Below are 25,849 nucleotides of genomic sequence, written 5' to 3' on the forward strand. Positions count from 1 at the left end.
AATATACTTTAACATTCTCTATAGACAATACCCAGCCTTGCATTAAAAAGTTTGTTTATATTGTCGGGCTGTTTTTGCTTAAATTTGAATACCGATATGAAAACGTTATCTATATTAACTGATCCGGTATATCAGCCAAAGAAATCGTTTAATTTTTACGAGCGCTTCTGGCTGAAACTGATGAATGACAAAAGGGACCTGCCTTTTATCCGGTTACTGACACTCATTCATTTGACGGTGGTCCCCCTGGCAATCCTGCTCTTCACCCCCTTGCTGAGCGGATGGGTATGGTGGGCCGTAGCAGTTCCTTATTTTTACCTGGCCCAGTTCTATTTCAAAGGAAGATTCGGATTGATGTTTCACTGCCTTTGCCACCGGAAGATCCTTAAGCCCGCCTATCAGCAGGCTGGTCATAATTACATCACCTGGATCATCGGACCTTTATTCGGTCATTCGCCCGAAAGCTATTTCAGTCATCATATGGGCATGCACCATGTTGAGAATAACAACGAAGACGATGCCAGCAGCACTATGGCATATCAACGCGACAGCCTCCGGAGCTTTTTTGCCTACTTTTTTAATTTCCTTTTCCTGGGCTTCAAACAGACATTCCAATACCTTTTCATGAGGAAGCGGAAGAAACTTTATACGCGGCTTACCCTGGGAGAATGGGTCTTTATCTTTTTTTGTATCGGGATGTGTTTTGTAAATCTCAAAGCAACATTGATGGTGTATGTCATCCCGTTTTTCTTTGCGCGTTTTGTGATGATGCTGGGCAACTGGACGCAACATTCGTTCATCAATCACAGCGATCCGGAAGATCTGTACACCAACGCGATCAACTGTATCAATACTGATTATAACAGGATCTGCTGGAACGACGGCTATCACATCATCCATCATCTGAGACCGGGACTGCATTATACGGATATGCCGGGCGAATTTCTGAAACGCAAGGATGAACTTGCGGCACGGAAGGCCATCGTATTTGACGGCATTCATTACCTGCATATTTTTATCTACCTGATGACAAAACGTTATGGCAAGCTTGCAGATAATCTTGTAAACATCAACAATATGTTTGAAAACAGGGAGCAGGCTATAGCATTGATGAAAGAACGTACCCGCCGGATTGTACCGGTGCAGCTCTAAGCGATCCGCTTTCAGCCGTCAGCGATAGCAGTTAGTGGCAGCTGAGATCTTACTGCACTACCTTATTGGCACAGCAGGAACTGGCAAAGGCCTCGGGTTTGGCTTTAAATGCAAATCCCATCCCCGTGATATAACCGATGGCCTCTTTCAGGGCATCATGACTTTTATACATCGGATCCGTGTTGATATCCACGTGAACTTCCATATCCACCTGGTGGGTGTTAAATACGCCGCTTAGCGCATACGCCACTTCGATACTACGCGTAACCTCCGTCATCATCCGTTGACGAATGCTCATTTTCTCACGTGTGGTTTCATTATTCAGGTACATAAAACCACCACGGCCCTTACGGATGAATACAATAGCTGTTGCAAATTCAGTGTCCGCACCCTTCACCTGGCTATCGGTACCGATGCATACCTTTAGCTGGCTGCCCAGCAGGCGCTCACGCTGGATCACCCCACGCAGTTCTTCTTCAATATAGGTTGTAATTTTTTCACCGGTCAGTTTCCTCCATTGTTTTGTCTTATTATGCATATGAATCTGGTTTTATCGGTTTATGAAACACACCGCGATCCTTCACTCATAATCCATCAATTGGAAAATTTTCAGAAAATTATCAATTCTGCCGGTTCAGAGGAAAAAAATATTTTCCACCTGTTGGCAAAAATGTGGAAAACTATACCGGAAGCTTAATATTTACTTAATCGTAATTTTACTACCAGCTATCCGCAATCAGTTGCCGGCCACTGCAACGCCCGCTGCTGATGATTGAACACCTTTGCCTGCCGGGTCCCAGAGCTCAAATGTCAAATCTCAGATTCCGGATCTCAAACCCTATCCGGATATGCCCTGGCGCAGTTTTCGGAGCGTCTGTTTTTTATTTACTCCCGCACATATACTTTATAGGAATACGTCATTTTTTTCTGTTCACCGCTTTTCACATCCAGCTCAAAGTCGACCTCCTGCCCCTTATTAATTGCTTGATTATTTACCGGCAGGGAGCTGCTGAACTTAACAGAGGGTGTCGTCATTTTATCCGCAATATTTCGTTGTAACTGCAAACTGACAGTTCCCGATTTAGTATTGATGATCATCACCGTTGCAGAAACTGTTGCCAATGCATAGTTATGACCATTATATTTTTTGCTGATTTTCTAACCGAACTTATGATATGGATGTGAAAGATATTTATTTTACACAAACACAAAATAAACAGGCAATAGGAAGATCCTCTGCTTTTGCCGCGGCCCGTCCTTATAGCGATCCAAATTCGAATGCTCAAAACAGTGTTCCCTGTTGCCCCGGGCGGCGGAAGGCACTCCGGCTCAGACCGGTCTCGCCTTCGTTCATATGGTATATTTTACCATACTTGGCATATTGCTGTGCGATCATCTGCGCGATATTCCCTTCGCCGCGCATCCGGAGCCCCCATCGGGAATCGTTCACTTTACCATTATGGCTTTGCTCGATCAGGTGCCAGATCTTATCTGCCCGGTCCGGAAAATTCTTATAGAGCCAGTCGTGAAACAATAATTTGATGGCGCCGTTCAGCCGGATAAAAGTATACGCGGTAAAAGTAGCCCCCCGTTCGGAAGCGGCTTTCATGATCCGTTGCATTTCGTGATCGTTCAACCCCGGAATCATCGGTCCCATCATCACGCCCATCGTTACGCCGGCACTGCTCAGCTCCTCGATCACTTTTAACCGCTGTAGGGCCGTGGTGGTACGGGGCTCCATCACCCGGCGCAGGTCTTCATTAAAAGAAGTGATGGAGACCATTGCCCGTACAATATTTTTCCGGGCCATTTCCTGCAGTACATCTTTATCCCGGAGAATACCCGCATTCTTTGTAAGAATACCCACGGGCTGGTTGAATTCATTACAGACCTCCAGCAGGCCGCGGGTCAAGCGGTATTTTTTTTCAGCAGGCTGGTAACAATCCGTATTCCCGCTCAGCATGATCGGATGTGGCGTCCACCCGGGATGCATCAGTTGTTTGCGCAACAGCTGCGGTGCATTTTTTTTTACAATGATCTTTTGTTCAAAATCCAGCCCTGCGCTGTACCCCCAGTATTCATGCACATTACGGGCATAGCAATAAATGCAGCCATGCTCACATCCGGCATAGGCATTCATACTATAAGCCATCCCCACATCCGGACTTTCCACTTTATTCACAATCGTCCTCGCCTCCTGTTCCAGGTATTGGGTAGGTACATTCGCCTCCCCCCAATCATCGATGGCTTCAATATGTTCCTTTACCGTTTCATTTTTAAGGAACCGGTTGGGTGTATTGATCTGTGCGCCCCGGCCCTGCAAATATTGTTGCTCTTCTTCTTTTTTTGAAACAGCCACTTTAAAATGGTCCTGCTGTAGTTTATTTTCCATGGTAGCGTTTTTTGTTCAGGGTTTAAGGTTTCATGTTTAAGGTCAGATCCGTTTCTGCCTCGATGGGCAACCCCATTTTCACCCACGAATCTATCTGTATTCAAATTCCAATAAAGGTTCCAGGTTCGTCCGTTTTATGCCCGCCGCTCTATTCCCCATTTACGATTCAATGCCGTTCCCCTAAACAATTTTTATGGTTGCCGCAGATACGCTGATTGCGCCTGCGGCGTTTTTTTGCGACATTGTTGCCGTTAAAGCCGATACCAAATCTGCGCAACTTGTCACGCACCGGCGTGATCTGCGGCTTTAAGGAAACGACATTGATTCATTATTGCGTATTTCCACATTTACACATCTTCAAATTCTCGAATTTCCAAATTCAAAACATCACCCCCTGCTTTGGCAGCAAAGACCGGCCGGCAAATTCAAAATGCTCAACCTTCCGGTACGGTGCGGTTTCCTCTGTTCTTTTCAGCAATGTCATTGCATGGGCCATGAATTTTGCATTGAAATTTTTATTCCGGTACTCCAGCCATCCTGCTTCATGCTGCCAGGGCTTCAGCCGCCGGGCAATGGTGATATGCGGCTCCAGGATAAAATGCGGCTTATTATCCTTATCCAGCTTCATCAATGCCTGGCTATCGGTGCGGATACTTTTTACCAGGTTCTGGATGCCCGACTTTGTAGCCACATTAAGATAGATCGTATGGGACGGAAAGCTCCCGTAACCGGCCAGTTCCACGCAAAAGGGCGACCATTCGGCGGCCTGGCTCCGGAGCTTCTGCCGGATCCGCTCCTCTGCTCCCTCAAACTGTTTGAACCGGACCAGTGTCAGATGCGGTTTGCCCCGGACCGCCTCCGGGGCTTTGTATTTTTCAAAAAACAATTGCTTTTCCAACCGGATACGGTTAAAAAGATCCTCATGGGGTGTTATCAATAACAGGTATTCAGCAACGGCCACCGCTTTTACAGATTCTATAGCTTGCATAAAAACAGTTTTACACAAAGCTAATAAATTTAGTTTTTAATTACTAATATTTTTAGTAATTAATTTTAAAAAAAATCCGGGGGATCAGTTGTATTTTGAAGGGGCGATCATTTCGAATTCGGGGATTTCCACCGAGAAAAGCTGGTGACTGTTCTGATTCTCCATTTCGTAGCTGCCTTTCATCTTTCCCATTTCAGAACGCAGGTTGCATCCGCTCATGTACTGATAGGTCTCTCCGGGGGTCAGCACCGGCTGCACGCCTACCACCCCTTCTCCTTCTACCTGCCGGTAGCTGCCGTTGCTGTCAAAAATATACCAGCTCCGGCGCAGTAACTTTACGGAAAACGGATTGTAATTTTCGAGGGTAATACGATAAGCAAACATAAATTCAGACTGTAATGCATTGCTGTATTCCGGTTGATAGAATACTTCTACAGTTACATGGATACCTGCTGAAATTAAACTGCTCATTTACGGAGTTTTGGTAAATATAGTATTTTTTTAATGGTCTTCCCATTTATTGTGGAGCCGGATTCTCTTACCTTTGCAGCACAATTGAGCTTGTTAAATGGATTCACCTATTTAATTTTTTTAGGTAATAAATTATTATAGTCTGAAATCCAGCAATATTTAATACAGCTTTCAACAGTATCAAATCATTAAAAAGTAAATCAGGTCTTTTCATGAAAATTGCAGTAGCTAAAGGCGATGGTATCGGTCCGGAAATCATGGACGCAGTGATCACTATTTTTAAGGCCGCGGATGTGCCCCTTGATTATGATTATGTAGATATGGGCAAATGGGTATTTGATAAGGGCTTTAATAACGGGATGACCGATGAAGCAAAAAAGACCATCGAGGCATTGGGTATTTTATTCAAAGGGCCGATGGAGACCCCGAAAGGAAAAGGTGTTAAAAGCATCAATGTAACTGCGCGGAAAACATGGAACACCTATGCCAACAAAAGGGTATTTCAGACCCTGCATGGCGTGGACACCGTTTTCAGCAAGGCCGGCATCCCCATTGATATCACCATTGTACGGGAGAATATTGAAGATACTTACGGAGGCATCGAACACATGCTTACACATGATGTGGCATTGAGCCGCCGTTTTATTACGCGGCCCGGAAGCATGCAGGTGATCCGTTATGCTTTTGAAATGGCCCGGCAGAAAAATGCGCGCCGGATCACCTGTGGTCACAAGGCCAATATCATGAAGATCACCGACGGCCTGTTCCTTGAATGTTTTTATGAAGTGGCAAAGGAGTATCCGGAGCTGAAGGCAGATGACGTGATCGTGGATGACCTGTGTATGAAGCTGGTGGTGCAGCCGAACAACTTCGATGTGGTAGTGCTTACCAACCTGCAGGGTGACATCGTATCCGATCTTTGCGCCGGGCTGGTAGGCGGACTGGGCTTTGCCCCCTCCGCAAATATCGGTGACCATATCTGCATCTTTGAGGCCGTGCACGGAACAGCGCCCGATATCGCGGGTAAAAACATTGCCAACCCGACAGCACTGCTGCTGAGCGGTATCGCCATGCTGCGGCACCTGGGTCTGCTGGAAAAAGCCGGTCAGATCGAAAATGCGCTTCTTTACACCCTGGAGCAGGGTGTGCATACCGGCGACTTTGGCGACAAATCCATCCCCGCCGTTAATACCACGGAATTTGCCAATGCCATTATCACCAATCTGGGTAAAAAACCCGAGCTCAACCCCAAGCCGGAACTGGCAGACGTGGCAAGTTCCTGCACCGTGCTGCACCTGGATAAGAACGTAATGCTGGAGTCCAAAGAAACCAGCCAGGAAAAAATCGTGGGAGTGGATCTGTTTATCGAAAGTTCAGAGCTTCCTGAAGTGATCGCAAAAAAATGCCAGCGCCATGCCGGAGTAAAATTCAATATCGTGAATGTGAGCAACCGGGGTACGCAGGTATGGCCTACCGGATCCGTGTATACCAACCTGGTTAATCAATACAACGTGCGTTTTGAAAGCATCGATGATCATGCCTTGACACAACAGGATGTGATCGGTCTTTATGTAAGCCTGAGCGGCGACTTTAAGATCTGTTCACTGGAGTTGCTTAATGAGTGGGAAGGGAAAAAAGCCTACAGTCTTGCCCAGGGGCAATAAATAAACGGTTTTTATAACAGAGGTCCCGGTGCTGCCGGGACTTTTTTTATTCATCCGCATACAGTCTGCTAAGCCAGGTAAAGAGCGGGCTGCCGGAATGTAACTGTGCTGCAGGGCCCGCCCGGAGTTCTTTGGAGATCCGGTCAAAAAGCGCTGCGATCTTCAGATCGTCGCGGTTGCTGAACAGGATGATCTTTATCTTTCGCTGCGGATTTAGGTAAACGATATTATGAAAACCGGTGCTTTCTCCTGAATGAAAAACAGCAATACTTCCGTCCTCCTCCCTGCATATAAACCATCCCAGGTTGTAGCGGATCCCTTCTTTCACCGGTACCGCCTTGCCGGTAATCGCCTTAAAATAACCGGAACGGTCACCGGCTGACCGGAACAGGTCATCCGCCCAGCGGCTGTAAGCCGTCACAGACATATATACGCCACCATCTCCTTTGGTAGCGCTGGTGACGCTTTGATCGGCAAACCGGAAGGTCTGCTGTTCCGGGTGATAGCCATACGCCCGGTGAGCAATTTCTTTGCCGGCTTCGTATACCTGCGCACCGGAAAGTTGCAACGGATCAAAGAGCTGCTGCTTCAGAAACTCCGGAAACGGCATGCCGCTGATCCGCTCCACCACCAGTGCCAGCAAACAATAGCCGGTATTGCTGTACCGGAAAGCAGACCCCGGTGGAAAATAAGTAGTATCCTTCTGCCGCACCAGCTGCAATACATCATCATCCGTCAGCTGAGCAGTCCGTTCTTCCGGGATAAGGTCTTCATAATCCCATATCCCCGAAGTATGTTGCAATAACTGCCCGACCGTAATGCTGCTTATCGACGGGGGCAGCTGATCAAAAACAGCCTCCAGCTTTGTATCATAGCTGAGTTTGCCGGCCATTTTCAATTCATAAACGGCCCGGGCAGTAAACTGTTTGCTGACAGAAGCCAGACGGAACGCGGTTTCCCGGGTTATGGCTATTCCCCCGGGCTGCAACGAAGCCTGCCCCACGCATTGCCTAAACAGGCTGTCGCCCGATTGCACCAGCACCGCAATACCGGGCGCTGCAGCAACAGGATATTCGCTGGTCACTATCGCTTCCAGCTTTTTATTAAACTGTGCGTTTACCGCAGATAAATGATTCATCACTGCTGCCAATAAAAAATAAAAATAAAACCGGTTCCGCATAACGATTACAAGCTCCTTAAAAATACGAAATCCGTTGCAATAGCTGTTATCCGACTAGTAATAGAAAAGAGGCCTGCATAAAATCATCTGAAATACAAGAAATGCCGGTGTTCTTTTTTTCCCTTTTTAAAAACCGTGTTACACGTCTTCTTTTCCTCCGCCATCTGTTGCAGCAAACTCCTATCATTCGATCTCCAGGCAGCCGAAAATAAAGCTGCCCGGCCGTTTATCAATATTTTTTTACCTTAGCACACATCGTACTCAAACAGGATATTATGAAGCAACCATTTATTACTGGAACACTGTTAATCGTATTCATGCTTTGCAGCTGTGGTTTTGAAGAGCGCAGAAAACAACTGGATGAGCGGGAACGGGCGATAAATGCCCGGGAGCAAGCCGTGATGCTGAAAGAAAAAGAGATCCGGCTGGCCGAGGACAGCCTGAAACGGTATGCAGAAAAAATGGATTCTGCCAGCCGTATTCTTGCCGAGCAGGTACTTCCCCTGCCCGATTCCCTGGCGGGCAGCTGGAATGTGACTATGGTCTGCTCCCAGACAAACTGTTCCGGCTTTGCTGTTGGTGACATACGCAAAGAAAACTGGCTGTTAAGCGGCAATGGCAGCACCGTAGGTGTCCGTGCCATGCAGGGCGATAAGTTGATCCGCGTTTATACCGGCAGTTTTACCGGCACCGGTTTAAAACTATCGACACCGGAAACCGAGGCTTCACAACCCTCTGCCACCATGCAGGTGACATTGAAGATCGACAATGTAAATAAAATGAGCGGACAACGGCTCATCATACAGGCCGACGGTTGCGAGACCACCTTCAAAGTAGACATGGACCGGTCAAAAAATCAATAATCACCTATGTTAATCCACCGCATATGCTGTTAAACATTGCAGAGGCAACACTTCCCGTTACAGATCCTATTTTAAAATACCTGATCGTCATCATTATTGTATTGCTGGCTCCGATCCTGCTGAACAAACTGAAGATCCCGCATCTTATCGGGCTGATCATAGCAGGTGCACTGACAGGACCGAACGGATTTGGTATACTGGACCGGGACAGCAGTATCGTGGTTTCCGGTACTACCGGATTACTTTACATCATGTTTTTGGCCGGACTCGAAATCGACCTGATCGAGTTCAAAAAAAATAAATGGAAAAGCATCACCTTCGGTATGTATACTTTTTGCATTCCGATGATCATCGGTACCCTCTCCAGTTATTACCTGCTGCACTTCAACTGGATGACCTCCATTTTGCTGGGAAGCCTGATCTCCTCCCATACCCTGCTGGCCTATCCTATTGTAAGCAAACTGGGTATTGCAAAAGACAAGGCAGTAAACATTACAGTAGGCGGCACCATGATCACCGATACCCTGGCACTCCTTGTTCTGGCCGTGATCGTGGGCATGACCAAAGGTCAGGTAGATGCGGCGTTCTGGCTGCGCCTGACACTGTCCATTCTTGCGTTCGGGTTGATCGTGCTGCTGCTGTTTCCACTTATCGGGAGATGGTTCTTTAAAAAGATATCCGATAAGATCGCTCAGTTCATTTTCGTGCTGGTAATGGTATACCTTGGTGCAGTGCTGGCAGAGCTTGCCGGCGTGGAAGGGATCATCGGAGCCTTTCTCGCAGGCCTTGCGCTGAACCGGCTGATCCCTTCCACATCTCCGTTAATGAACCGTGTGGAATTTGTAGGCAATGCATTATTCATTCCTTTCTTTCTGATCAGCGTGGGGATGCTGATCGACTTCCGGGCCTTTATAAAAGATACCGAAACCATAAAAGTAGCAGCCGTACTTACCATCGGGGTGATCGTTGCCAAATACCTGGCAGCCTGGGCCACTACAAAGACCTTCCGGCTGAACAGGCACCAGCTGCAGGTGATCTTCGGTCTGAGCCTGGCTCAGGCAGCCGCCACACTTGCCGCGGTAATGGTAGGCTATAACATCATCATATCCGAAACGCCCGACGGCGAACCCATCCGCCTGCTGAACGAGGCCGTGCTTAACGGATCGATCCTGGTGATCCTTATTACCTGTACGATCGCCTCACTCACTGCACAAAAAGGAGGGCAGGAACTGGCGAAAGAAACCGGCAGTCAGAATGAAGAAAACAACAACAGTAATGATGAGGGTGAAAAGATAATGATCGCTACCAATGCGCTTGATAAAACAGAGCACCTGGTACAGCTGGCACTTTCCATAAAATCTGCTGCAAATACAGATCAGCTCTACGCCCTGCACATCATCAATAAACACGACGCACCGGATGAGTCGGACAGGGCCGGGAAGAAAATGCTGGAACTGGCCGTGCATACCGGTGCCGCAGCCGATGTAACCGTAAATGAAATCATCCGTTATGATGACAACATCATCAATGGCATTACCGGCGAACTCAAGGCCAATAAGATCACCGATCTCATACTTGGCTATAGCACCAAACCGTATAACTCTGTCAAAAGTTTTGCGCTGATCAATGGCATCCTCGATAATGAGAAGGTCACTACCTATGTCTACAATCCGGTACAGCCGCTGTCTACTATAAAAAACAATGTGGTGGTCATTCCTGAAAATGCGGAACGGGAAACGGGATTCTTCTACTGGCTTTCCAACTTATGGACGCTGGTAAAGCATTGCGGCGGCAGTGTAAAGTTTTTTGCTTCCCGTAATATTGAGCCGCTGCTGAAAAATTTAAACGAGAAGAACCCGATCGAATACCGCTTTACCGAGTTTTCAAACTGGGAGGATATCCTCATCCTGTCCCGTGAGGCCGATAAGAATGACCTGATCACCTTTGTTTTGAGCCGTCCTCAGTATCCCTCCTATAATCAGCACATGGATAAGATATTCACCTATCTCGACCGGTATTTCAGATCCAATAATTTCCTGCTCATTTATCCCATACAGGTAAAATCATCCGAGGCAGATGATTTTTATATCAGTGACAATCATTTCCTCAATCCCACCATGGACCTGGAGGGGCTCGGAAAGGATATCGGACGGATTTTTACGCGGGACAGGCAGCCATAAACAAAAAACAGCTCCCTCCTTCTTTTACGGAACCGGATACCAGTTTTTTTAACTATCTTCATCCGAACGATATCAGATATGAAACCTGCACATTTACTTTTAACCGCTTTTGCTATTGGCAGCTTCTTCACCGGTTACGGACAGCATACGATTGTTGAGAAATGGCGCACCACAGATTCGATCCCTGTTCCGGAATCGGTAGTGCCCGTTCCGCATAAAAATGAATTGTATGTATCGCTGATCGACGGAAACGGCAATGAGAAGGATGGTAAAGGAGGTGTGGGTATTATCAACAAGGACGGTACTGTTAAAAATCTCAACTGGGTCACCGGACTGAATGCCCCAAAGGGCATGGCCCTGTACAAAAATCTTTTGTATGTGGCGGATATTACAGACCTGGTCGTGATCGATGTTAAAAAAGCCCAGGTCATTAAAACGATTCCGGTGCCGGGCGCCGTTTTTCTGAATGATGTAACCACCGATAAAAAAGGAACTGTGTATGTATCGGATACCCGGGAAAATAAAATCTATAAGGTGACGAATAACCAGCCGGAGGTATACCTGGAAGAAGCAACCAGCGCCAACGGATTGAAGTCCATCGGCACCGATCTTTATGTACTTGCGGGAAAAGAACTATGGAAACTGGATCAGAAAAAAAACAAAACCATTATTGCTTCCGGTTTTGAACAGGGCGGTGACGGCCTGGAACCCACGGGGGACGGCGGTTTTATCGTAACCTGCTGGGCCGGACTGATCTACCATGTCTCGCCCAACGGCACCATCCATAAAATGCTGGATGTACAAAAGCGGATGAATACTGCCGACCTTGCTTATGACCCCATCACAAAAACACTGTATGTGCCAACCTTTAATAACTACAGTGTGGTTGCCTATGAATTAAAGTAGCGGATCAGGACCTTTATTGATACTGAATATAAACCGGCCGGGGTTTGAAGCGCAATAATTCTTTTGGGGTGAACAGGCCGGTGCTGCCGCCTTTCAGATCATTTTTATAAAAAAGTTTGAACCCGGTGAACTGAACAGGCTGCCGGTACACAAACGTATTATAGGTGCCTGTTTTCAGCGGTTTACCACCCCAGCCATCCATATCTATTACCACCTGCACTTCAGGCACTTTCTTTATATCCTTATATCCCATAACCATATCCTGTGTAAAGCGGTGTATCACCAGTATCTTCGGAGGCAGCTCATTGTCCCGCACGATCTCCGCCAGGTAGTCGATCACAAAATTGATATCATCCGCATTGAAGCTTCCGATCCTGGTTCCCGGCGTTGCACCATCTTTCATGGAAAACTCCGGATCGATCCCCAGGTGAAAGCCGGGCAGCTTAAAATACTTTTTGAACCGCGGGATCTCTTCCTGGAGGGTGCTCTGCCCAACCTGCACATCAATAAAGGTCAGCGCATCAATTTCCTTTGACCATTTCAACACAGTGTCGATCTGATGGAACGGCATGCGCAGCCGGTATTTCCCGTCCCTGCCAGGTGCACCCTGGGCCGTAACCGCAATATAATGCAGTGCCGGTACAACGGGGGTTCCGGGATCGGCTTTTTCCCACCTGCCCACCTCATTTTTCAGTTTCTGAAGCATCGCTTTCTTTGGCAGTTCACCAAGGATGCCCATTCCCTTTGAGTACAGATTGCCATAATAAGCGATCACCCTGTTGAACGGGAAAATAGCACCGGGCAATGGCAGCGGTGCTTTCACCGGCCATCTTCCCGACGAATCCCCATTAGCCAGATCCTTCATCCGCTTTTTATAGTCGGATGTATCCAGCACCGCTTCGGGAACAACTGCGGAGGCCGTCTGCACGGTATCCGGTTTTGCAGGTACCGGCCCCGGAACGGAAACTGTTTTTTCCTGGGATTCAGAAATGCTGCAGGCCGTTAAAGAAATACAGACCAGCAATAAGTGAATATGCTGTATTTTTTTCATACGAAGTACGGTTATACAATAAAGATAGGTTGATGAAACGGCTCTGCGCGGTTTCCGGCCATCCGGATATCTTAAACATTTCTTAAGAAGCTCCTGAAACAGACCGGTCCATTACAACTGCGTCGTTAACAACCGCATCCGGTAAGCGTTCATGGCAGTTGTACCCAGCTTTTTTACCAGCTGGTAATTCGCAATAAACCCTACCGGTGCTCCTACTACCGGCAACAGTTGTGCCATTTTTGCCAGGTCGATATAGTCGCGGTATTCCTGTTGGAAACGGCGCCAGTCAAATTCCGATACATCTGCCGGCATCGCCTGCATTTTCACGTTCCAGTCTTCGATTTTCCTGTACACTTCGTTGCGGTGCTGACTGCTTGAAAAAGCCAGTTCAAAAATATGGAGGAGGTATACCCGCTCCCGGTAATCTTCCAGATCAATTCCATATACCGAAGCGATCTCATACAACAGTTTCAGCTTCAGTGCCAGCAGCAGCGGGAAGTCTGCCAGTGCCATAAAGAACCCACCGGCCCCTGTAATGCCGCCCTCCACGGCAGCGGCACTTCTGTAAAACTTTATCTTTTCTTTTACCGTTTGTTCTCTCAATATAAGAGCAGCATTCTTGAGAGGCTTAGCCGTGGTATGTTTGGCACCGAACAATACGGCATGGATCATTTGTTTGATCACCACCGTAATGCCCTTATGCACTTTTTCCGGTATCAGGGCATTGATCTTATCCTGCGTTCGCTTTGAAAGCCGGTTGAATATACCCGGCGGACGCTGCATATTGAATTGCCAGCGCTTCATTTCAGAAAAAGCGATCTGTTCATATCGGTTCATAGCCCCTAATTAAAAAGAGCGGAAACAAGCCGCTCTTTATTTAACAACTAAAATAAAATAAAGATTACCAGTACGCCGAATATAACGCCACCAGCATGGCTACGATGATCAGGGATCCCACAGCAAAGCTGGTAGAAGTTTTGAACATTCCCGGGTCCACTTCCAGTCCTTTGGATACAACACCTTTTTTATGCTGATAGATACTGATAAAATACATGCCGATTGCACAGATCAGGAATACGATCACCATCCGGTCCATGAAAGGGATCTCATAGATACCCGCTGCATTCGGAACCGACCAGCCGATCGCATGCAGTGACGAAAGATCCACCCAGCCGGGCAGGAATTTTAAGACAACAGAGGCAATAAATCCGCCGATGGTAGCGAACAGGGCGGCACTGGAAGTGGTCTTTTTCCAGAAGAACCCGAAGATGAACATTGCAAAAATACCCGGCGATACAAAACCTGTATATTCCTGTATGTACTGGAATCCCTGCTTTCCTTCTCCCATCAGGGCATCTCCCACTATGAGGGAAAGCAATACGGCGAACAACATGGAAACAATCACCGCGATCTTACCTACGTTCACCAGGTTGCGCTCGCTGGCACCTGCATTGAACACTTTCTTATAGATATCCAGTGTAAAGATGGTGGCAATGCTGTTTGCTTTACCGGCCAGTGATGCTACGATTGCCGCGGTCAGTGCGGCAAAGGACAGGCCTTTTAGTCCGGCCGGCAACAAAGAAATGAGTGCGGGATAGGCCTTGTTGGGATCCTGCACGCCGGATGCGGTCACCAGTTGATCCGGTGTAATTCCGCCCAGGTTCTCTTTTACAATATAGTAGACCGCAATACCCGGAAGCACCACGATGATCGGCATCAGCATTTTCAAAAATGCGGCAAACAGTAATCCCTTACGCGCAACAGGGAGGGATGCACCCAATGCTCTTTGAGTGATGTACTGGTTGCAGCCCCAGTAACTGAGGTTGGCGATCCACATACCCCCGATCAGCACGCTCAGCCCCGGCAGGTCGATATAGTTGGGGTTGTCTTTCTTAAAAATAAGATGAAAATGTTCGGATGCTTTTGACTGCAATACATTAAAGCCGGCGCCTATCCCCTTTCCGCCTGAGATCAGATTCAGGGCAATATAAGTAGCCACCAGTCCGCCCAGCACCAGGAAGAAGACCTGTATCACATCCGTGAACCCGATCACCTTCATTCCTCCGAGTGTGATGACGATCGCAAAAACGGCCAGCGCCAGGATACAGAATGTAATATTAATGCCTGAGATGCCGCTGATGGCAAGGGCGCCCAGGTACAAGATCGACATCAGGTTCACCACGATGTACAGCATCAGCCAGAATACGGCCATGATCATGGCCACTTTGGAATTGTAGCGCTGACTCAGGAACTGCGGCATGGTAAAGATCTTGTTCTTCAGGTACACCGGCATAAAGAATACGGCAACAATGATCAGAGTGGCTGCGGCCATCCACTCATAGGCAGAAATGGCCAGGCCCAGCTTGAACCCGGATCCGCTCATCCCGATCATCTGTTCGGCCGAGATATTGGATGCGATCAGCGAAGCCCCGATCGCCCACCAGGTCAGCGAGCCTTCTGCCAGGAAATAATCATGTGATGCCGAAACACTTTCCTGCCTCTTTTTCCGGTACACCCAGTAACCATAGGAAGCCACCACTATAAAATAAATAAAGAAAACCAGATAGTCAGAACCTTTCATATGTCAATTTTTTTTTCGTTTATTGAGAAAAAGGAGCGCTAATATATCATTTTTAACCCGATCCAAGGAAATATTTTAAATTTTCTAAAAAGAACCCCTGTTTCTCAAAAAAACTGAAACCGAATAAGTTAGCACACAAAAAAGCCGGACCGGGAAAATCTGTTCCTGGTCCGGCCGGAAAAAACGGTAGCGTTGTTACCAGAACCGCACGTACAAGGCGGCCAGTATCATAAGAGTGATTACAATCAGCACGATCGTGCGGGGCTGCAATTTGAACATCGATTTGTCGATCTCAAAAGCCTTCGGATTGTCCTTTGGTCCTGCAAGGCTGATCAGCACCATTACCAATACTGTAAAGAAGAACGACCAGCCCATATTGATCAGGAAGGGAATTTCCGTAATGGTATGCAGCACACCACCCTCCATTTTTTCGTAGGTAAAGGCGGTATAGAGCCAGGTCTCTTTCCCAAAGATATCCACAGCATAATTGTTAAAGAAGATGGCCAGTACAAAGCCCAGGATCACCCCCACCAGCGCTGCCGTACCGGTGGTCCGTTTCCAGAACATGCCGAGCAGGAACATGGCAAATACCCCCGGGCTGATAAAACCCGTATATTTCTGGATGAAAGTAAATCCGCCTTCCCCGCCGATGCCCAGCACATCCGTCCAGGTAAACAACAGGGCCACCAGCATGGAGAGGATCACCACCCATCTTCCGACACGTACCGATTGCAGCTCGGTCATGGATTTGCTCAGGTATTTTTTATGTACGTCCAGGGTCCAGATCGTGGCAATGCTGTTCACCTTGCCTGCCAGGGAGGCTACGATCGCAGCCGTTAGTGCCGCGATGGCCAGGCCCTTTAATCCCGCCGGCAAAAAGCCCAGTATGGCGGAGTAAGCACCATCTTTTACACCGCTGAAACCCGGCAGGTGGTTATTCTTGTACAGCACATAGGCTGCAATACCCGGTAGCATTACAATGATCGGCATCAGCAGTTTCAAAAAACCGGCAAACAAGATTCCCGTACGTGCTGTCTGAAGATCTGCCCCCAGTGCGCGTTGTGTGATATACTGATTGCACCCCCAGTAGTTCAGGTTTACGATCCACTGTCCGGCAAAATACATGGCAATGCCCGGCAGCACCACATATTTCTGCACATCCAGGTTCTGCGGATGGTCGATCGTCGTATGTGTAACCGATGGTTTATCCAGCATCAGTTTAAAGTGGTCGGGTGCCTGCTGCAGTAATGTTTTAAACCCTGCAATGGCGCTGCCGCTGGCCGCACCGTTGATGCGGATGTCTACAATCTGCAACGCCATATATACAGTGGCCAGTCCGCCGAGGATCAGCACCCCCACCTGGATCACATCTGTAAAACCGATCACTTTCATCCCGCCCAATGTGATGATAAGCGCCATCAGCAGCAGCACGATCATGATCACATGCAGGTATCCTCCTCCGAGGAGGGCATCGATCGCAACCGCACCCAGGTACAGGATGGAAGTAAGGTTCACAAATACATACAGCAGCAGCCAGAACACGGCCATGATCAGCGACACGGTCTGGTTATAGCGCCGGTTCAGGAACTGCGGCATGGTATAGATCTTGTTTTTGAGGTATACCGGGATGAACCAGACGGCCACGATGATCAGTGCCACAGCGGCGATCCATTCATAGGCTGCCACTGCCACTCCTACAAAAAAGCCCTCGCCACTCATGCCGATGAACTGTTCCGCAGAGATATTGGAGGCGATCAGCGAAGCGCCGATGGCCCACCAGGTTAGTGAGCCTTCTGCCAGAAAATAATCATGTGATGCAGATACCGCTGCTTTCTTTTTCCGGAGATATACCCAGTAGCCATAGGAAGCCACTACCACAAAATAAATAAAGAAGACCAGAATGTCCTGCCAGGCTAAATTATCTTTCATATCGTGCAATTGTTATAAAGTCAAAAAAGATTATCCCAAAACCGGTCTGTAGCTGATGCCCCGCTGTTCCGGATACCGGATCCCTTCCGGCGGGGTAACGGCGGCTTTTGAGACGGCTTCAAATGCTGATTAATTTTTGTTAAGCTGATAATACACATCGCTCCAGCGCAATTCATTTTTAAATTGATACAGATCCGTTTCTTTATTGATCCGTACAAATTCGATCCCCGCCATGCCGGCAAAATCTTCCAGGTTTTCCGTAGTAAGATTTTGCGAATAACAGGTATGGTGCGCTCCTCCTGCCAGGATCCAGGCAGCGCAGCCGGTATTCATATCCGGATACGGCTTCCACAACACGCGGGCTACCGGCAGTTTGGGCAAATCATGCAACGGCGCTATCGCCTCTACTTCGTTCACCAGCAGCCGGAAACGGTTACCCATGTCCATGAGGGAAGCATTCAGCGCAGGCCCCCCTTTTACATTGAACACCAGCCGCACCGGGTCTGCCTTTCCCCCGATCCCCAGCGGATGCACCTCGCAGGAAGGTGTTCCCGCTGCAATGCTGGAACAGATCTCCAGCATATGAGAACCCAACACCAGTGATTCGTCCGGATCGAAATGATAGGTATAATCTTCCATAAAGGAATTTCCTCCTGCAAGACCTGTTGCCATTGATTTCATCGCGCGTACCAGTGCCGCCGTTTTCCAGTCGCCTTCTCCTGCAAACCCATATCCCTGTTCCATAAGGCGCTGTACCGCGATACCGGGCAGCTGGATCATCCCGTGCAGATCCTCAAATGTATCGGAAAATCCTTTAAAATCCCCCTGTTCCAGAAACTGTTTCAATCCCAGTTCGATACGGGCCGCATCCAGCAGCGACTGGTATTGTGCACCGTCTTTTTTTAACTGCGAAGCGACCTGGTACCTGTCCAGGTACTCCTGCACCAGCACCGCTGTTTCCTTTTCACCCACTTCATTGATAACGGCTACCAGGTCACCAATACCATGCGTATTAACGCTGTAACCGAATTTCAGTTCGGCCTCTACTTTATCGCCATCGGTTACCGCAACATAACGCATGTTGTCGCCAAAACGTACGAACCGCGCCCCCTGCCAGTCGTTCCATCCGATCGCAGCCCGGCTCCAGCCGGCAATTTGTTCAACAACCTTCTCATCCTTCCAGTGTCCTACCACTACCTTCCGGTGTTTATTCATCCGGCTCAGCATAAAGCCGAACTCACGGTCGCCGTGGGCCGATTGGTTGGTATTCATAAAATCCATGTCGATCGAGCTCCAGGGAATGTCCCTGTTGAACTGGGTATGAAACTGGAGCAGCGGCTTGTGAAAGATCTTCAGCCCGTTGATCCACATCTTTGCAGGAGAAAACGTATGCATCCAGGCAATAACACCAATACAGGAATTGCTGAAATTTGCCTCGGCAAATACCTGATAGATCTCCTCGGGTGTTTTCACCGTATCTTTCCAGACAAGCCGGACAGGTATTTTTGATGTGGCATTAATATGGCTGACGATTTCCTGGGAATGGGCCGCCACTTCTTTTAATGTATCCGCACCGTAAAGATGCTGACTCCCCGTAACAAACCACAGTTCCAATTGCTCCAGATTGATCATATTGTATATTTTCGATGTAATTGATTATTGTCCGTAATAGCTGTTGGGCCCGTGCTTGCGCTGATAATGCTTCTCCATCAGGGCCTTTTTTAATACCGGCGCCTGCGGGTTGATCTGCTCTGTGAGGTAAGCCATTTGCGCCACCTGCTCCAGTACCGCGCTGTTGTGTATGGCTTTTGCCGCATCCCTGCCCCAGGTGAACGGGGCATGATTTCCGACCAGGATCATTTCCACCTCCCTGTAATCAAAACCGTTCTCTTTAAAGTGGTTCAGGATCTGGTGCCCCGTCTGCACTTCATAATCTCCCTGTATCATTTCATCATCCATCGGAAGCGCGCACGGAATGTTTACAATATTGTAATCTGCATGCGTGGTACCATATACCGGGATCGAACGCAGCGACTGCGCCCATGCGGTTGCATAAGTGGAGTGTGTATGAACGATACCACCGATACCTTCCCAGTGTTTGTAGAGCACGGCATGGGTTTGTGTGTCGGAACTGGGATTCAGTGTTCCGTCCACCGTTTTGCCGTCAAAATCAACGACCACCATTTTCTCCGGTGAGAGTGCTGTATAGGCCACCCCGCTGGGTTTAATGGCAAAGACACCTTCTTTATGATCGGCCTCGCTGGCATTCCCGAATGTAAAAAGCACCAGACCCAGTTCGGGGAGCTGCATATTTGCTGCGTATGCTTTTTCGCGGATCGCTTCGTATCGCATGGTTACAGGTTATTGTGTTCTAAAAAAGCACCTATTTTTCCATAGGTCGCCATTCGTTTTTTATAATAGGCATGCCGTTCCGCATCGGGGAAATATTCTTTATCAAACCCCTGCCCCATGGCCTTCATGGCGGCATCCACCGATGGATAGAGACCTGCCACGGTTGCTGCAAACATTGCTGCTCCGATGGCGCAGGTCTGTTCCGAGCGGTGGATGCGGATCGGCATGTTCATCACATCGGCCATTACCTGCATGATGTACCCCGATTTCCGTGCCACACCGCCCACGCCGATCAGTCCCTTGATCGGCACGCCTTCCTCTTCAAACCGGTCCACAATGGCCTTGGCGCCAAAGCAGGTGGCTTCCACCAGCGCTTTAAAGATGCGCGGGGCGTCTGTTCCCAGTCCCAGCCCTGTAAGAGCGCCATGCAGCAGCTGGTTAGCGTCCGGGGTTCTGCGGCCATTCAGCCAGTCGATCGCATACGGGTCATTTTCTTCCAGGGGTAATGCCTCTGCGGCAGCTGCCAGAGCGGACAAAATGCGGCCTTCTGTTTCATCCGCAAGAGCGGTTGCCGCGGTTTCGGACAGCGCACTGCTTTCCTTTAATAATTGTAAGGGCCAGGACAATAAATTCCTAAACCAGGCATACGCATCTCCAAAAGCGCTTTGCCCGGCTTCAAGCCCGGTCATACCGGGGATCACCGACCCGTTCACCTGGCCGCAGATGCCCTTCACGGTTTTATCCGCTGCAAGATCCGAATGCGGCACCACCAGCATATCGCAGGTAGAAGTTCCCATTACCTTACTTAAATGATAGGGCTCGATCTGCCCGCCCACTGCGCCCATATGCGCGTCCATGGCGCCAATACCCACGATCACATCCGTATGCAGTCCGAGCCGTTCCGCCCAGGCCGCACTGAGCGTGCCAGCAACTTCATCCGCAGCATAGGTCCGGGACGGAAGATGGGTCGCAAAACCGTCCAGCACGGGATCCAGGGTTGCGAAAAATTCATTGGGAGGAAATCCCCCGAACGCTTCTGCCCAAAGGGCTTTATGTCCGGCCGTGCACACCCCTCTTTTCAGCTGGTTCACATCATTACCGCCGGTAAGAAGGAACGGAAGCCAGTCGGCATGCTCTACCCAGCTGGCAGTGTGCCTCCGTACTGCTTCATCCGTTCTGAAGATATGCAGCAGCTTGGCCCAGTACCATTCACTGGAGTAAATACCACCCACATACTGAAGATAGTTGACCTCAAAGCGCCGGGCATGTTCATTGATCGCCGCTGCCTCGGGGGTGGCTGTATGATCTTTCCAGAGCACGAACATGGCATTGGGGTTCTCGGCAAACTCCGCAGACAATGCAAGCGGTTGCCCCTGCTGATCCACGGCCACCGGTGTGGATCCCGTGGTATCTATGGAGATGCCCTTGATCTGCGCGGCAACATCCGCACCGGCATTTTTGATACAATCTTTAATAGTTGTTTCCAGTCCTTCGATATAATCCAGCGGATGCTGACGGAATTGTTTTTTTGAGGGGACACAATAAAGTCCTTGTTTCCAGCGGGGATATTGGAATACAGAAGCGGCAACTTCTGCCCCGTTCCGGGCATTCACAATAACAGAGCGGACAGAATCCGTACCAAAATCCACCCCGATCACGTATGCTTCTTTCATTTGACGACGATCGTTTAAAAGTTAAAAATACAATTTATTTGGAATAATTGTAAAATATACAATTATTTTTTCGCAAAAGGGTTATACCAGCCCTGTTACCCGCGGATCGGTATAGTCCGGAATATAGAAGCGGATATGTTCCTGCCTGCCGAATTCAGCAGGCTGATGGCCTGTGGTGAGGATCGCAGCGTCCATTCCGGCATTTGCAGCGGCCTCTGCTCCTTTGGGAGCATCCTCAAACACGAGGCAGCCGGAAGGCGCCACGTTCAGCAGCCGGGCACAGCTCAGAAAGGTCTCCGGGTCGGGCTTGCTGGTGGAAACATCGTCGGCCGTTACAATCGCGCTAAAATACCGCCGGATGCCCAGCCGGTCCAGTACAAAATCAACATTAAACGGGATGGCGGCGGTGCCTACCGCCATAGGGATGCCCTTTTGCGCCGCAGCTTCCAGAAAATCTTCCAGTCCGGGCAGCAAGGCCAGATGAGGAAGATAGGCCTCCTGGTAAAGCTGTTCCTTGCGGAGGGAAAGATCCTGTTTTTCGGTTTCTGTAAACCGTTCGGGGCCAAAGATACGGTCCAGCAGTTCACTGTTCTTGCCATACATATGGCTGTTCACTTCCTCCCGGCTCATACCGGCGCCCAGCTCTTCATTCAGTATCCGGAACCAGGCCGTTGCATGGAAGGCCATATCATCGATAATGGTTCCATTCAGATCAAAAATAAATGCGTTATATCTCATTGCTTTAACGTTACAGCAGGTAAGATACACAGAAAAAGAAAAAACATTCCTGCTTAATTTGGCCTGCAGGAATTAAGCAGTATCCAGCGGTCTTTCAGGAAATAAATGTCTGTAGCCGGTTCATTTTAACGGCCGTGCCGGAACCCCGGTAGTTGTAAGCACCACGGGTTTTATAAGCCCCTCCGCATCAAAATACAGTGGCTCAATGCAGGTCTCCCTGGAATTACCATCCTTTTCCGTAAGCGGGCGGCGGTGGTAGATGATATACCACTCATCTTTACCCGGCACCTGTATTACCGAGTGGTGGCCGGCTCCCGTGGCGATCCCGGGATCCTGCTGCAGCACTTTCCCGATACGTTTGAAGGGGCCCAGCGGGGAATCCGACACGGCATACGCCACGCTGTAGTCGGGCCCGGTCCATCCGCCCTCCGACCACATAAAATAGTATTTTCCCTTCCGGATAAACAGTACGGGGCCTTCCACATATTTTTCGGGTGTGATCTCTTTGAACACACTGCCATCCTTAAACGGTACAAACCCGGTAAAATCGTCTTTTAATCGCGCGATATTGCAGTGCCGCCATCCGCCATAGATCAGGTAATAAGCACCATCCTTATCTTTAAAAACAAACTGGTCGATCGGTTGGGCACCGTTGTGAAAGCGGTCCACCAGCGGATGTCCGAGATAATCTTTAAACGGTCCCTGTGGTTGTGATGCCACCGCAACGCCGATGCCCCCCGTTTCCTGGTCGTTCTGGATATCATTGGCTCCGAAAAATAAAAAGTACCGGTTTTTATTTTTTACAATTGCAGGGGCCCAGAGTGCACGCTTTGCCCATTTTACATTCGCCGTATCAAGTATCTTTTCATGTTTTGTCCAGTGCACAAGATCCTGTGAGGAAAATGCATCCATGAATACCTGCTTCTCATAGGGCGCTGAAAATGTAGGATAGATCCAGTAGGTTTTACCGAAGATCACGCCTTCCGGGTCTGCATACCACCCCGGGAACAGCGGGTTACCGGAAAATTTTTTCTGTCCGTAGGTACTTATTACCACGAGGACCAGCGCCAGAAGCAGGGTCTTTTTTTTCATATGCCTTTCCTGTTTAGTAATTTTTTTTGCGCAATACGTATTTATTTCAGCAGGCGTTCTGCTACAAAAGTGATCGCCGTCTTGCCGTGCGGTGTAGGGGTACCGTTTTTATCAAGGTTTACAAAAACCATCCGGTCAATCGTAAGTATCGGCTCCTGTGTCATTTTATTTCTTACCTCACAACGCAGTGTCAGCGATGTATTCCCGAACTTGGTGGCGACGATCCCGATCTCTATGATATCCCCCTGTTTTGGGGAAGCGATAAAATTGATCTCCGATATGAACTTGGTGACCACATGGGTATTTTCCAGCTGTATGATGGCATATAAGGCCGCTTCTTCGTCGATCCACTGTAACAACCGGCCTCCGAATAAAGACTGGTTCGGGTTCAGATCTTCCGGTTTTACCCATTTGCGGGTATGGAACCGCATTTCATTTTCAGGTGTCATCTTATCTTCCATAATAAGGGCTTAACTATTTCTTTTTTTATACTCGGCAATTACTTTTTCCAGGTGTGTCTTGAATTTGCTTACGGACGGATCATACGGATATCCTTCCGGTGCCAGGCGTTCTTCTTTTCCATCAAGGAAAAAATAGAAGGGCTGTGTATTGGCGCCAAAACGCGATACCTGTATATCTGTATTCAGCTCTCCCAGCGTTTCAATCTTTTTTCCAAGATCCTTCGACTGGTATTGTTCGGCTTCAGGAAGATCCACACCGTTATGGACATCGACAAACAAGGAGGCGATCACAAATTCATCTTTCAGCAGTTTCATAATCTCCGGATCACTCCACACCTGCCCTTCCATTTTACGACAGTTCACACAATTGATACCGGTAAAATCCAGCATGAGTGGCCGCTTCTGCTTACGTGCCACTTCCAGCGCTTCTTTATAGTCAAAATAGGTTACCAGTCCGCTGTTCACCACTACATCCGGCTCGTTCTTTTTCATGATCGCCGCATACTTCACCGGTTCGGGAAGACCCTGTTCATAAGATACGGTATTTGCCCCCTTATTGCTTCCAAGCGATCCTGGATCAAAGCCGGGCGGCAGGTCGTCTGCATTGAAATCCTGTGTGCCCATCGGAGGAAGGAATGCTGATAATCCTTTCAGTGGTGCGCCCCATAAACCGGGGACGAGATATACTACCATTCCAAAGGAGGCGATCGCAAAGAACAGCCGGGTTACGGTAAGATAAGGCAATCCGAAATCATTTTTGGGCAATTCGTCGTCATGTTTGAATTTCAGCTTGCCCAAAAGATACAGTCCCAGCAAAAAGAAGATCACTACCCATAATACGATAAAGATCTCCCGGTCCAGTATCCGCCAGTTCTTTGCCAGATCAGCATTTGATAAAAATTTGAGCGCCAGCGCCAGCTCCAGGAATCCAAGTGTCACCTTTATCGCATTCAGCCAGCCGCCGGACTTGCCCAGCGCATTCAGTTTACTGGGGAAAAATGCAAAAAGCGCAAAAGGCAATGCCAATGCCAGCGAAAAACCGAACATTCCCACCAGGGGTCCGTAAAAGCTCCCTTTTGATGCTACAACCAGCAAGGGGCCGATAATAGGCCCTGTACAGGAAAATGATACGATCACCAATGTCAGCGCCATAAAGAAAATACCCAGAAAGTTACCGGTACCGGCCTTGCTGTCGGCCCGGGTGGACCATGAACTGGGTAATGAGATTTCAAAGGCACCAAGAAACGAAATACCAAAGACCAGGAACACAAGAAAGAAGATAATATTAGCGATCCAGTTTGTTGCGAGATTGTTTAAAGCCGCGGGGCCATAAATCAGCGTGATCAGAAACCCGACAAATGTAAAAATGAGGATAATGGACAGGGAGTACAATAATGCATTTTTTATCCCTTCCTGTTTTGTCTTACTCCTTTTGGTAAAAAAACTTACCGTAACAGGAATCATGGAATAAATGCAGGGGGTCAGCAACGCCAGCAGCCCGCCTGCAAACGCAGAAAGAAAGATCCACAGCAGTGACTGACCCGCACCCTCACCGGTATTTGCAACCTTATGAAGACCCGCAGTTGTTATGGTATCCGAATCAATATTTTTTACATAGAATTTAAAGGGCGCTTCAAAGGAAGCAAAGGCATCTCCCGATTTAAACATATACGTAGTAATGCCTTTTATAACGGCACTGTCGCCTTTTTTCAGTGTTACGGACTGGATCCACCGGATGGAATCTTTTGCAAAACTAACGGGGGCATTCAGCACCGGATCGGACTGCTTTGTCAGGTTGCCTTTTTCCACGATACTGTCCTTCAGATAGGATTGGGCGGCCGTATCAAACACGATGGCGGAAAATACATCCTTGTTATCTGCCGTCTGAATGCCAAACAATTCCGTACCCGGTTCGGCTACATGAGCGGTAATGATCAGTTGCAGTTCGGTATCATTTACCCGGTGCTGGTTATAGGTAAATCTTATTTTTGAGGAATCCTGTGCCGATGCGAAAAAAGCAATTAGAACCAGGGAGAAAAGGGTAAAGATCCGCTTCATGAACAAGTATTTATATTTACCGGCAAAAATAGATTTTTATACCGCACTAACAAATGTTTATATGTATATATGATTTATACTATAATAACACGGTTCCTGCCGGAAGGTTGCAAAGCAC

General features: G+C 48.4%; 22 protein-coding genes. 5 read left to right on the plus strand and 17 right to left on the minus strand.

The window, feature by feature from the left end; translation table 11 throughout:
- The first annotated feature begins 96 nt into the window (after positions 1 to 96).
- The gene (locus tag K7B07_RS25600) at positions 97 to 1,152 is read left to right on the plus strand and encodes a fatty acid desaturase family protein (protein WP_223713393.1); all 1,056 of its coding nucleotides are present in this window, start codon (positions 97 to 99) and stop codon (positions 1,150 to 1,152) included.
- 49 nt (positions 1,153 to 1,201) lie between these two features.
- On the opposite strand, the gene K7B07_RS25605 is transcribed toward K7B07_RS25600, so the two are convergent.
- From K7B07_RS25605 to apaG, 5 genes are all read right to left on the minus strand, one after another.
- The gene (locus K7B07_RS25605) at positions 1,202 to 1,690 is read right to left on the minus strand and encodes a ribonuclease H-like YkuK family protein (protein ID WP_223713394.1); all 489 of its coding nucleotides are present in this window, start codon (positions 1,688 to 1,690) and stop codon (positions 1,202 to 1,204) included.
- A 347-nt stretch (positions 1,691 to 2,037) separates the two neighbouring features.
- Positions 2,038 to 2,274, minus strand: a complete 237-nt coding sequence (locus tag K7B07_RS25610) for a hypothetical protein (protein ID WP_223713395.1) — start codon at positions 2,272 to 2,274, stop codon at positions 2,038 to 2,040.
- A gap of 160 nt (positions 2,275 to 2,434) precedes the next feature.
- Complete coding sequence (locus K7B07_RS25615) at positions 2,435 to 3,544, minus strand: PA0069 family radical SAM protein (protein WP_223713396.1); 1,110 nt, start codon at positions 3,542 to 3,544, stop codon at positions 2,435 to 2,437.
- A 379-nt stretch (positions 3,545 to 3,923) separates the two neighbouring features.
- Positions 3,924 to 4,532, minus strand: coding sequence for a 2'-5' RNA ligase family protein (locus K7B07_RS25620; RefSeq protein WP_223713397.1), 609 nt, complete (start codon positions 4,530 to 4,532; stop codon positions 3,924 to 3,926).
- Between the two features lie 84 nt (positions 4,533 to 4,616).
- Positions 4,617 to 5,003, minus strand: coding sequence for a Co2+/Mg2+ efflux protein ApaG (gene apaG, locus K7B07_RS25625; RefSeq protein WP_223713398.1), 387 nt, complete (start codon positions 5,001 to 5,003; stop codon positions 4,617 to 4,619).
- A gap of 212 nt (positions 5,004 to 5,215) precedes the next feature.
- Between apaG and K7B07_RS25630 the strand changes: the two genes are divergently transcribed.
- Positions 5,216 to 6,667, plus strand: a complete 1,452-nt coding sequence (locus tag K7B07_RS25630) for an NADP-dependent isocitrate dehydrogenase (RefSeq protein ID WP_223713399.1) — start codon at positions 5,216 to 5,218, stop codon at positions 6,665 to 6,667.
- A 46-nt stretch (positions 6,668 to 6,713) separates the two neighbouring features.
- Here K7B07_RS25630 and K7B07_RS25635 read toward each other — a convergent pair whose 3' ends face one another.
- A complete protein-coding gene (locus K7B07_RS25635; RefSeq protein WP_223713400.1) occupies positions 6,714 to 7,805 on the minus strand; it encodes a serine hydrolase domain-containing protein in 1,092 nt (363 codons plus the stop codon).
- Between the two features lie 317 nt (positions 7,806 to 8,122).
- On the opposite strand from K7B07_RS25635, the gene K7B07_RS25640 reads away from it, so the two are divergent.
- The 3 genes from K7B07_RS25640 to K7B07_RS25650 all read left to right on the plus strand — a co-directional run bounded on the left by K7B07_RS25640 (position 8,123) and on the right by K7B07_RS25650 (position 11,796).
- The gene (locus tag K7B07_RS25640; protein ID WP_223713401.1) at positions 8,123 to 8,710 is read left to right on the plus strand and encodes a hypothetical protein; all 588 of its coding nucleotides are present in this window, start codon (positions 8,123 to 8,125) and stop codon (positions 8,708 to 8,710) included.
- A gap of 23 nt (positions 8,711 to 8,733) precedes the next feature.
- A complete protein-coding gene (locus tag K7B07_RS25645; RefSeq protein WP_223713402.1) occupies positions 8,734 to 10,890 on the plus strand; it encodes a cation:proton antiporter in 2,157 nt (718 codons plus the stop codon).
- 78 nt (positions 10,891 to 10,968) lie between these two features.
- Positions 10,969 to 11,796, plus strand: a complete 828-nt coding sequence (locus K7B07_RS25650; RefSeq protein ID WP_223713403.1) for an NHL repeat-containing protein — start codon at positions 10,969 to 10,971, stop codon at positions 11,794 to 11,796.
- 13 nt (positions 11,797 to 11,809) lie between these two features.
- Here K7B07_RS25650 and K7B07_RS25655 read toward each other — a convergent pair whose 3' ends face one another.
- The 11 genes from K7B07_RS25655 to K7B07_RS25705 all read right to left on the minus strand — a co-directional run bounded on the left by K7B07_RS25655 (position 11,810) and on the right by K7B07_RS25705 (position 25,731).
- Positions 11,810 to 12,847, minus strand: a complete 1,038-nt coding sequence (locus K7B07_RS25655; protein ID WP_223713404.1) for a hypothetical protein — start codon at positions 12,845 to 12,847, stop codon at positions 11,810 to 11,812.
- 111 nt (positions 12,848 to 12,958) lie between these two features.
- Positions 12,959 to 13,684, minus strand: coding sequence for an EcsC family protein (locus tag K7B07_RS25660; protein ID WP_223713405.1), 726 nt, complete (start codon positions 13,682 to 13,684; stop codon positions 12,959 to 12,961).
- A gap of 64 nt (positions 13,685 to 13,748) precedes the next feature.
- Positions 13,749 to 15,428 carry a sodium/sugar symporter gene (locus K7B07_RS25665; protein ID WP_223713406.1) on the minus strand — a complete coding sequence of 560 codons (1,680 nt, stop codon included), beginning with the start codon at positions 15,426 to 15,428 and terminating at the stop codon, positions 13,749 to 13,751.
- A gap of 195 nt (positions 15,429 to 15,623) precedes the next feature.
- Positions 15,624 to 17,357 carry a sodium:solute symporter family transporter gene (locus K7B07_RS25670; RefSeq protein ID WP_223713407.1) on the minus strand — a complete coding sequence of 578 codons (1,734 nt, stop codon included), beginning with the start codon at positions 17,355 to 17,357 and terminating at the stop codon, positions 15,624 to 15,626.
- 129 nt (positions 17,358 to 17,486) lie between these two features.
- On the minus strand, positions 17,487 to 18,989 hold the full coding sequence (araA, locus tag K7B07_RS25675; RefSeq protein ID WP_223713408.1) for an L-arabinose isomerase: 1,503 nt from the start codon (positions 18,987 to 18,989) through the stop codon (positions 17,487 to 17,489).
- Between the two features lie 24 nt (positions 18,990 to 19,013).
- Positions 19,014 to 19,709 (minus strand): L-ribulose-5-phosphate 4-epimerase AraD, encoded by a 696-nt coding sequence (gene araD, locus K7B07_RS25680; protein WP_223713409.1) that lies wholly within the window; start codon positions 19,707 to 19,709, stop codon positions 19,014 to 19,016.
- Between the two features lie 2 nt (positions 19,710 to 19,711).
- A complete protein-coding gene (locus K7B07_RS25685; protein WP_223713410.1) occupies positions 19,712 to 21,382 on the minus strand; it encodes a ribulokinase in 1,671 nt (556 codons plus the stop codon).
- 81 nt (positions 21,383 to 21,463) lie between these two features.
- Positions 21,464 to 22,120, minus strand: coding sequence for an HAD family hydrolase (locus K7B07_RS25690; RefSeq protein WP_223713411.1), 657 nt, complete (start codon positions 22,118 to 22,120; stop codon positions 21,464 to 21,466).
- A 120-nt stretch (positions 22,121 to 22,240) separates the two neighbouring features.
- Positions 22,241 to 23,212 carry a glycoside hydrolase family 43 protein gene (locus tag K7B07_RS25695; protein ID WP_223713412.1) on the minus strand — a complete coding sequence of 324 codons (972 nt, stop codon included), beginning with the start codon at positions 23,210 to 23,212 and terminating at the stop codon, positions 22,241 to 22,243.
- A gap of 41 nt (positions 23,213 to 23,253) precedes the next feature.
- Positions 23,254 to 23,673, minus strand: a complete 420-nt coding sequence (locus K7B07_RS25700) for an acyl-CoA thioesterase (protein WP_223713413.1) — start codon at positions 23,671 to 23,673, stop codon at positions 23,254 to 23,256.
- 9 nt (positions 23,674 to 23,682) lie between these two features.
- On the minus strand, positions 23,683 to 25,731 hold the full coding sequence (locus K7B07_RS25705) for a protein-disulfide reductase DsbD family protein (protein ID WP_223713414.1): 2,049 nt from the start codon (positions 25,729 to 25,731) through the stop codon (positions 23,683 to 23,685).
- Positions 25,732 to 25,849: the final 118 nt, after the last annotated feature.

Source organism: Niabella beijingensis, from assembly GCF_020034665.1.
Lineage (GTDB): Bacteria > Bacteroidota > Bacteroidia > Chitinophagales > Chitinophagaceae > Niabella > Niabella beijingensis.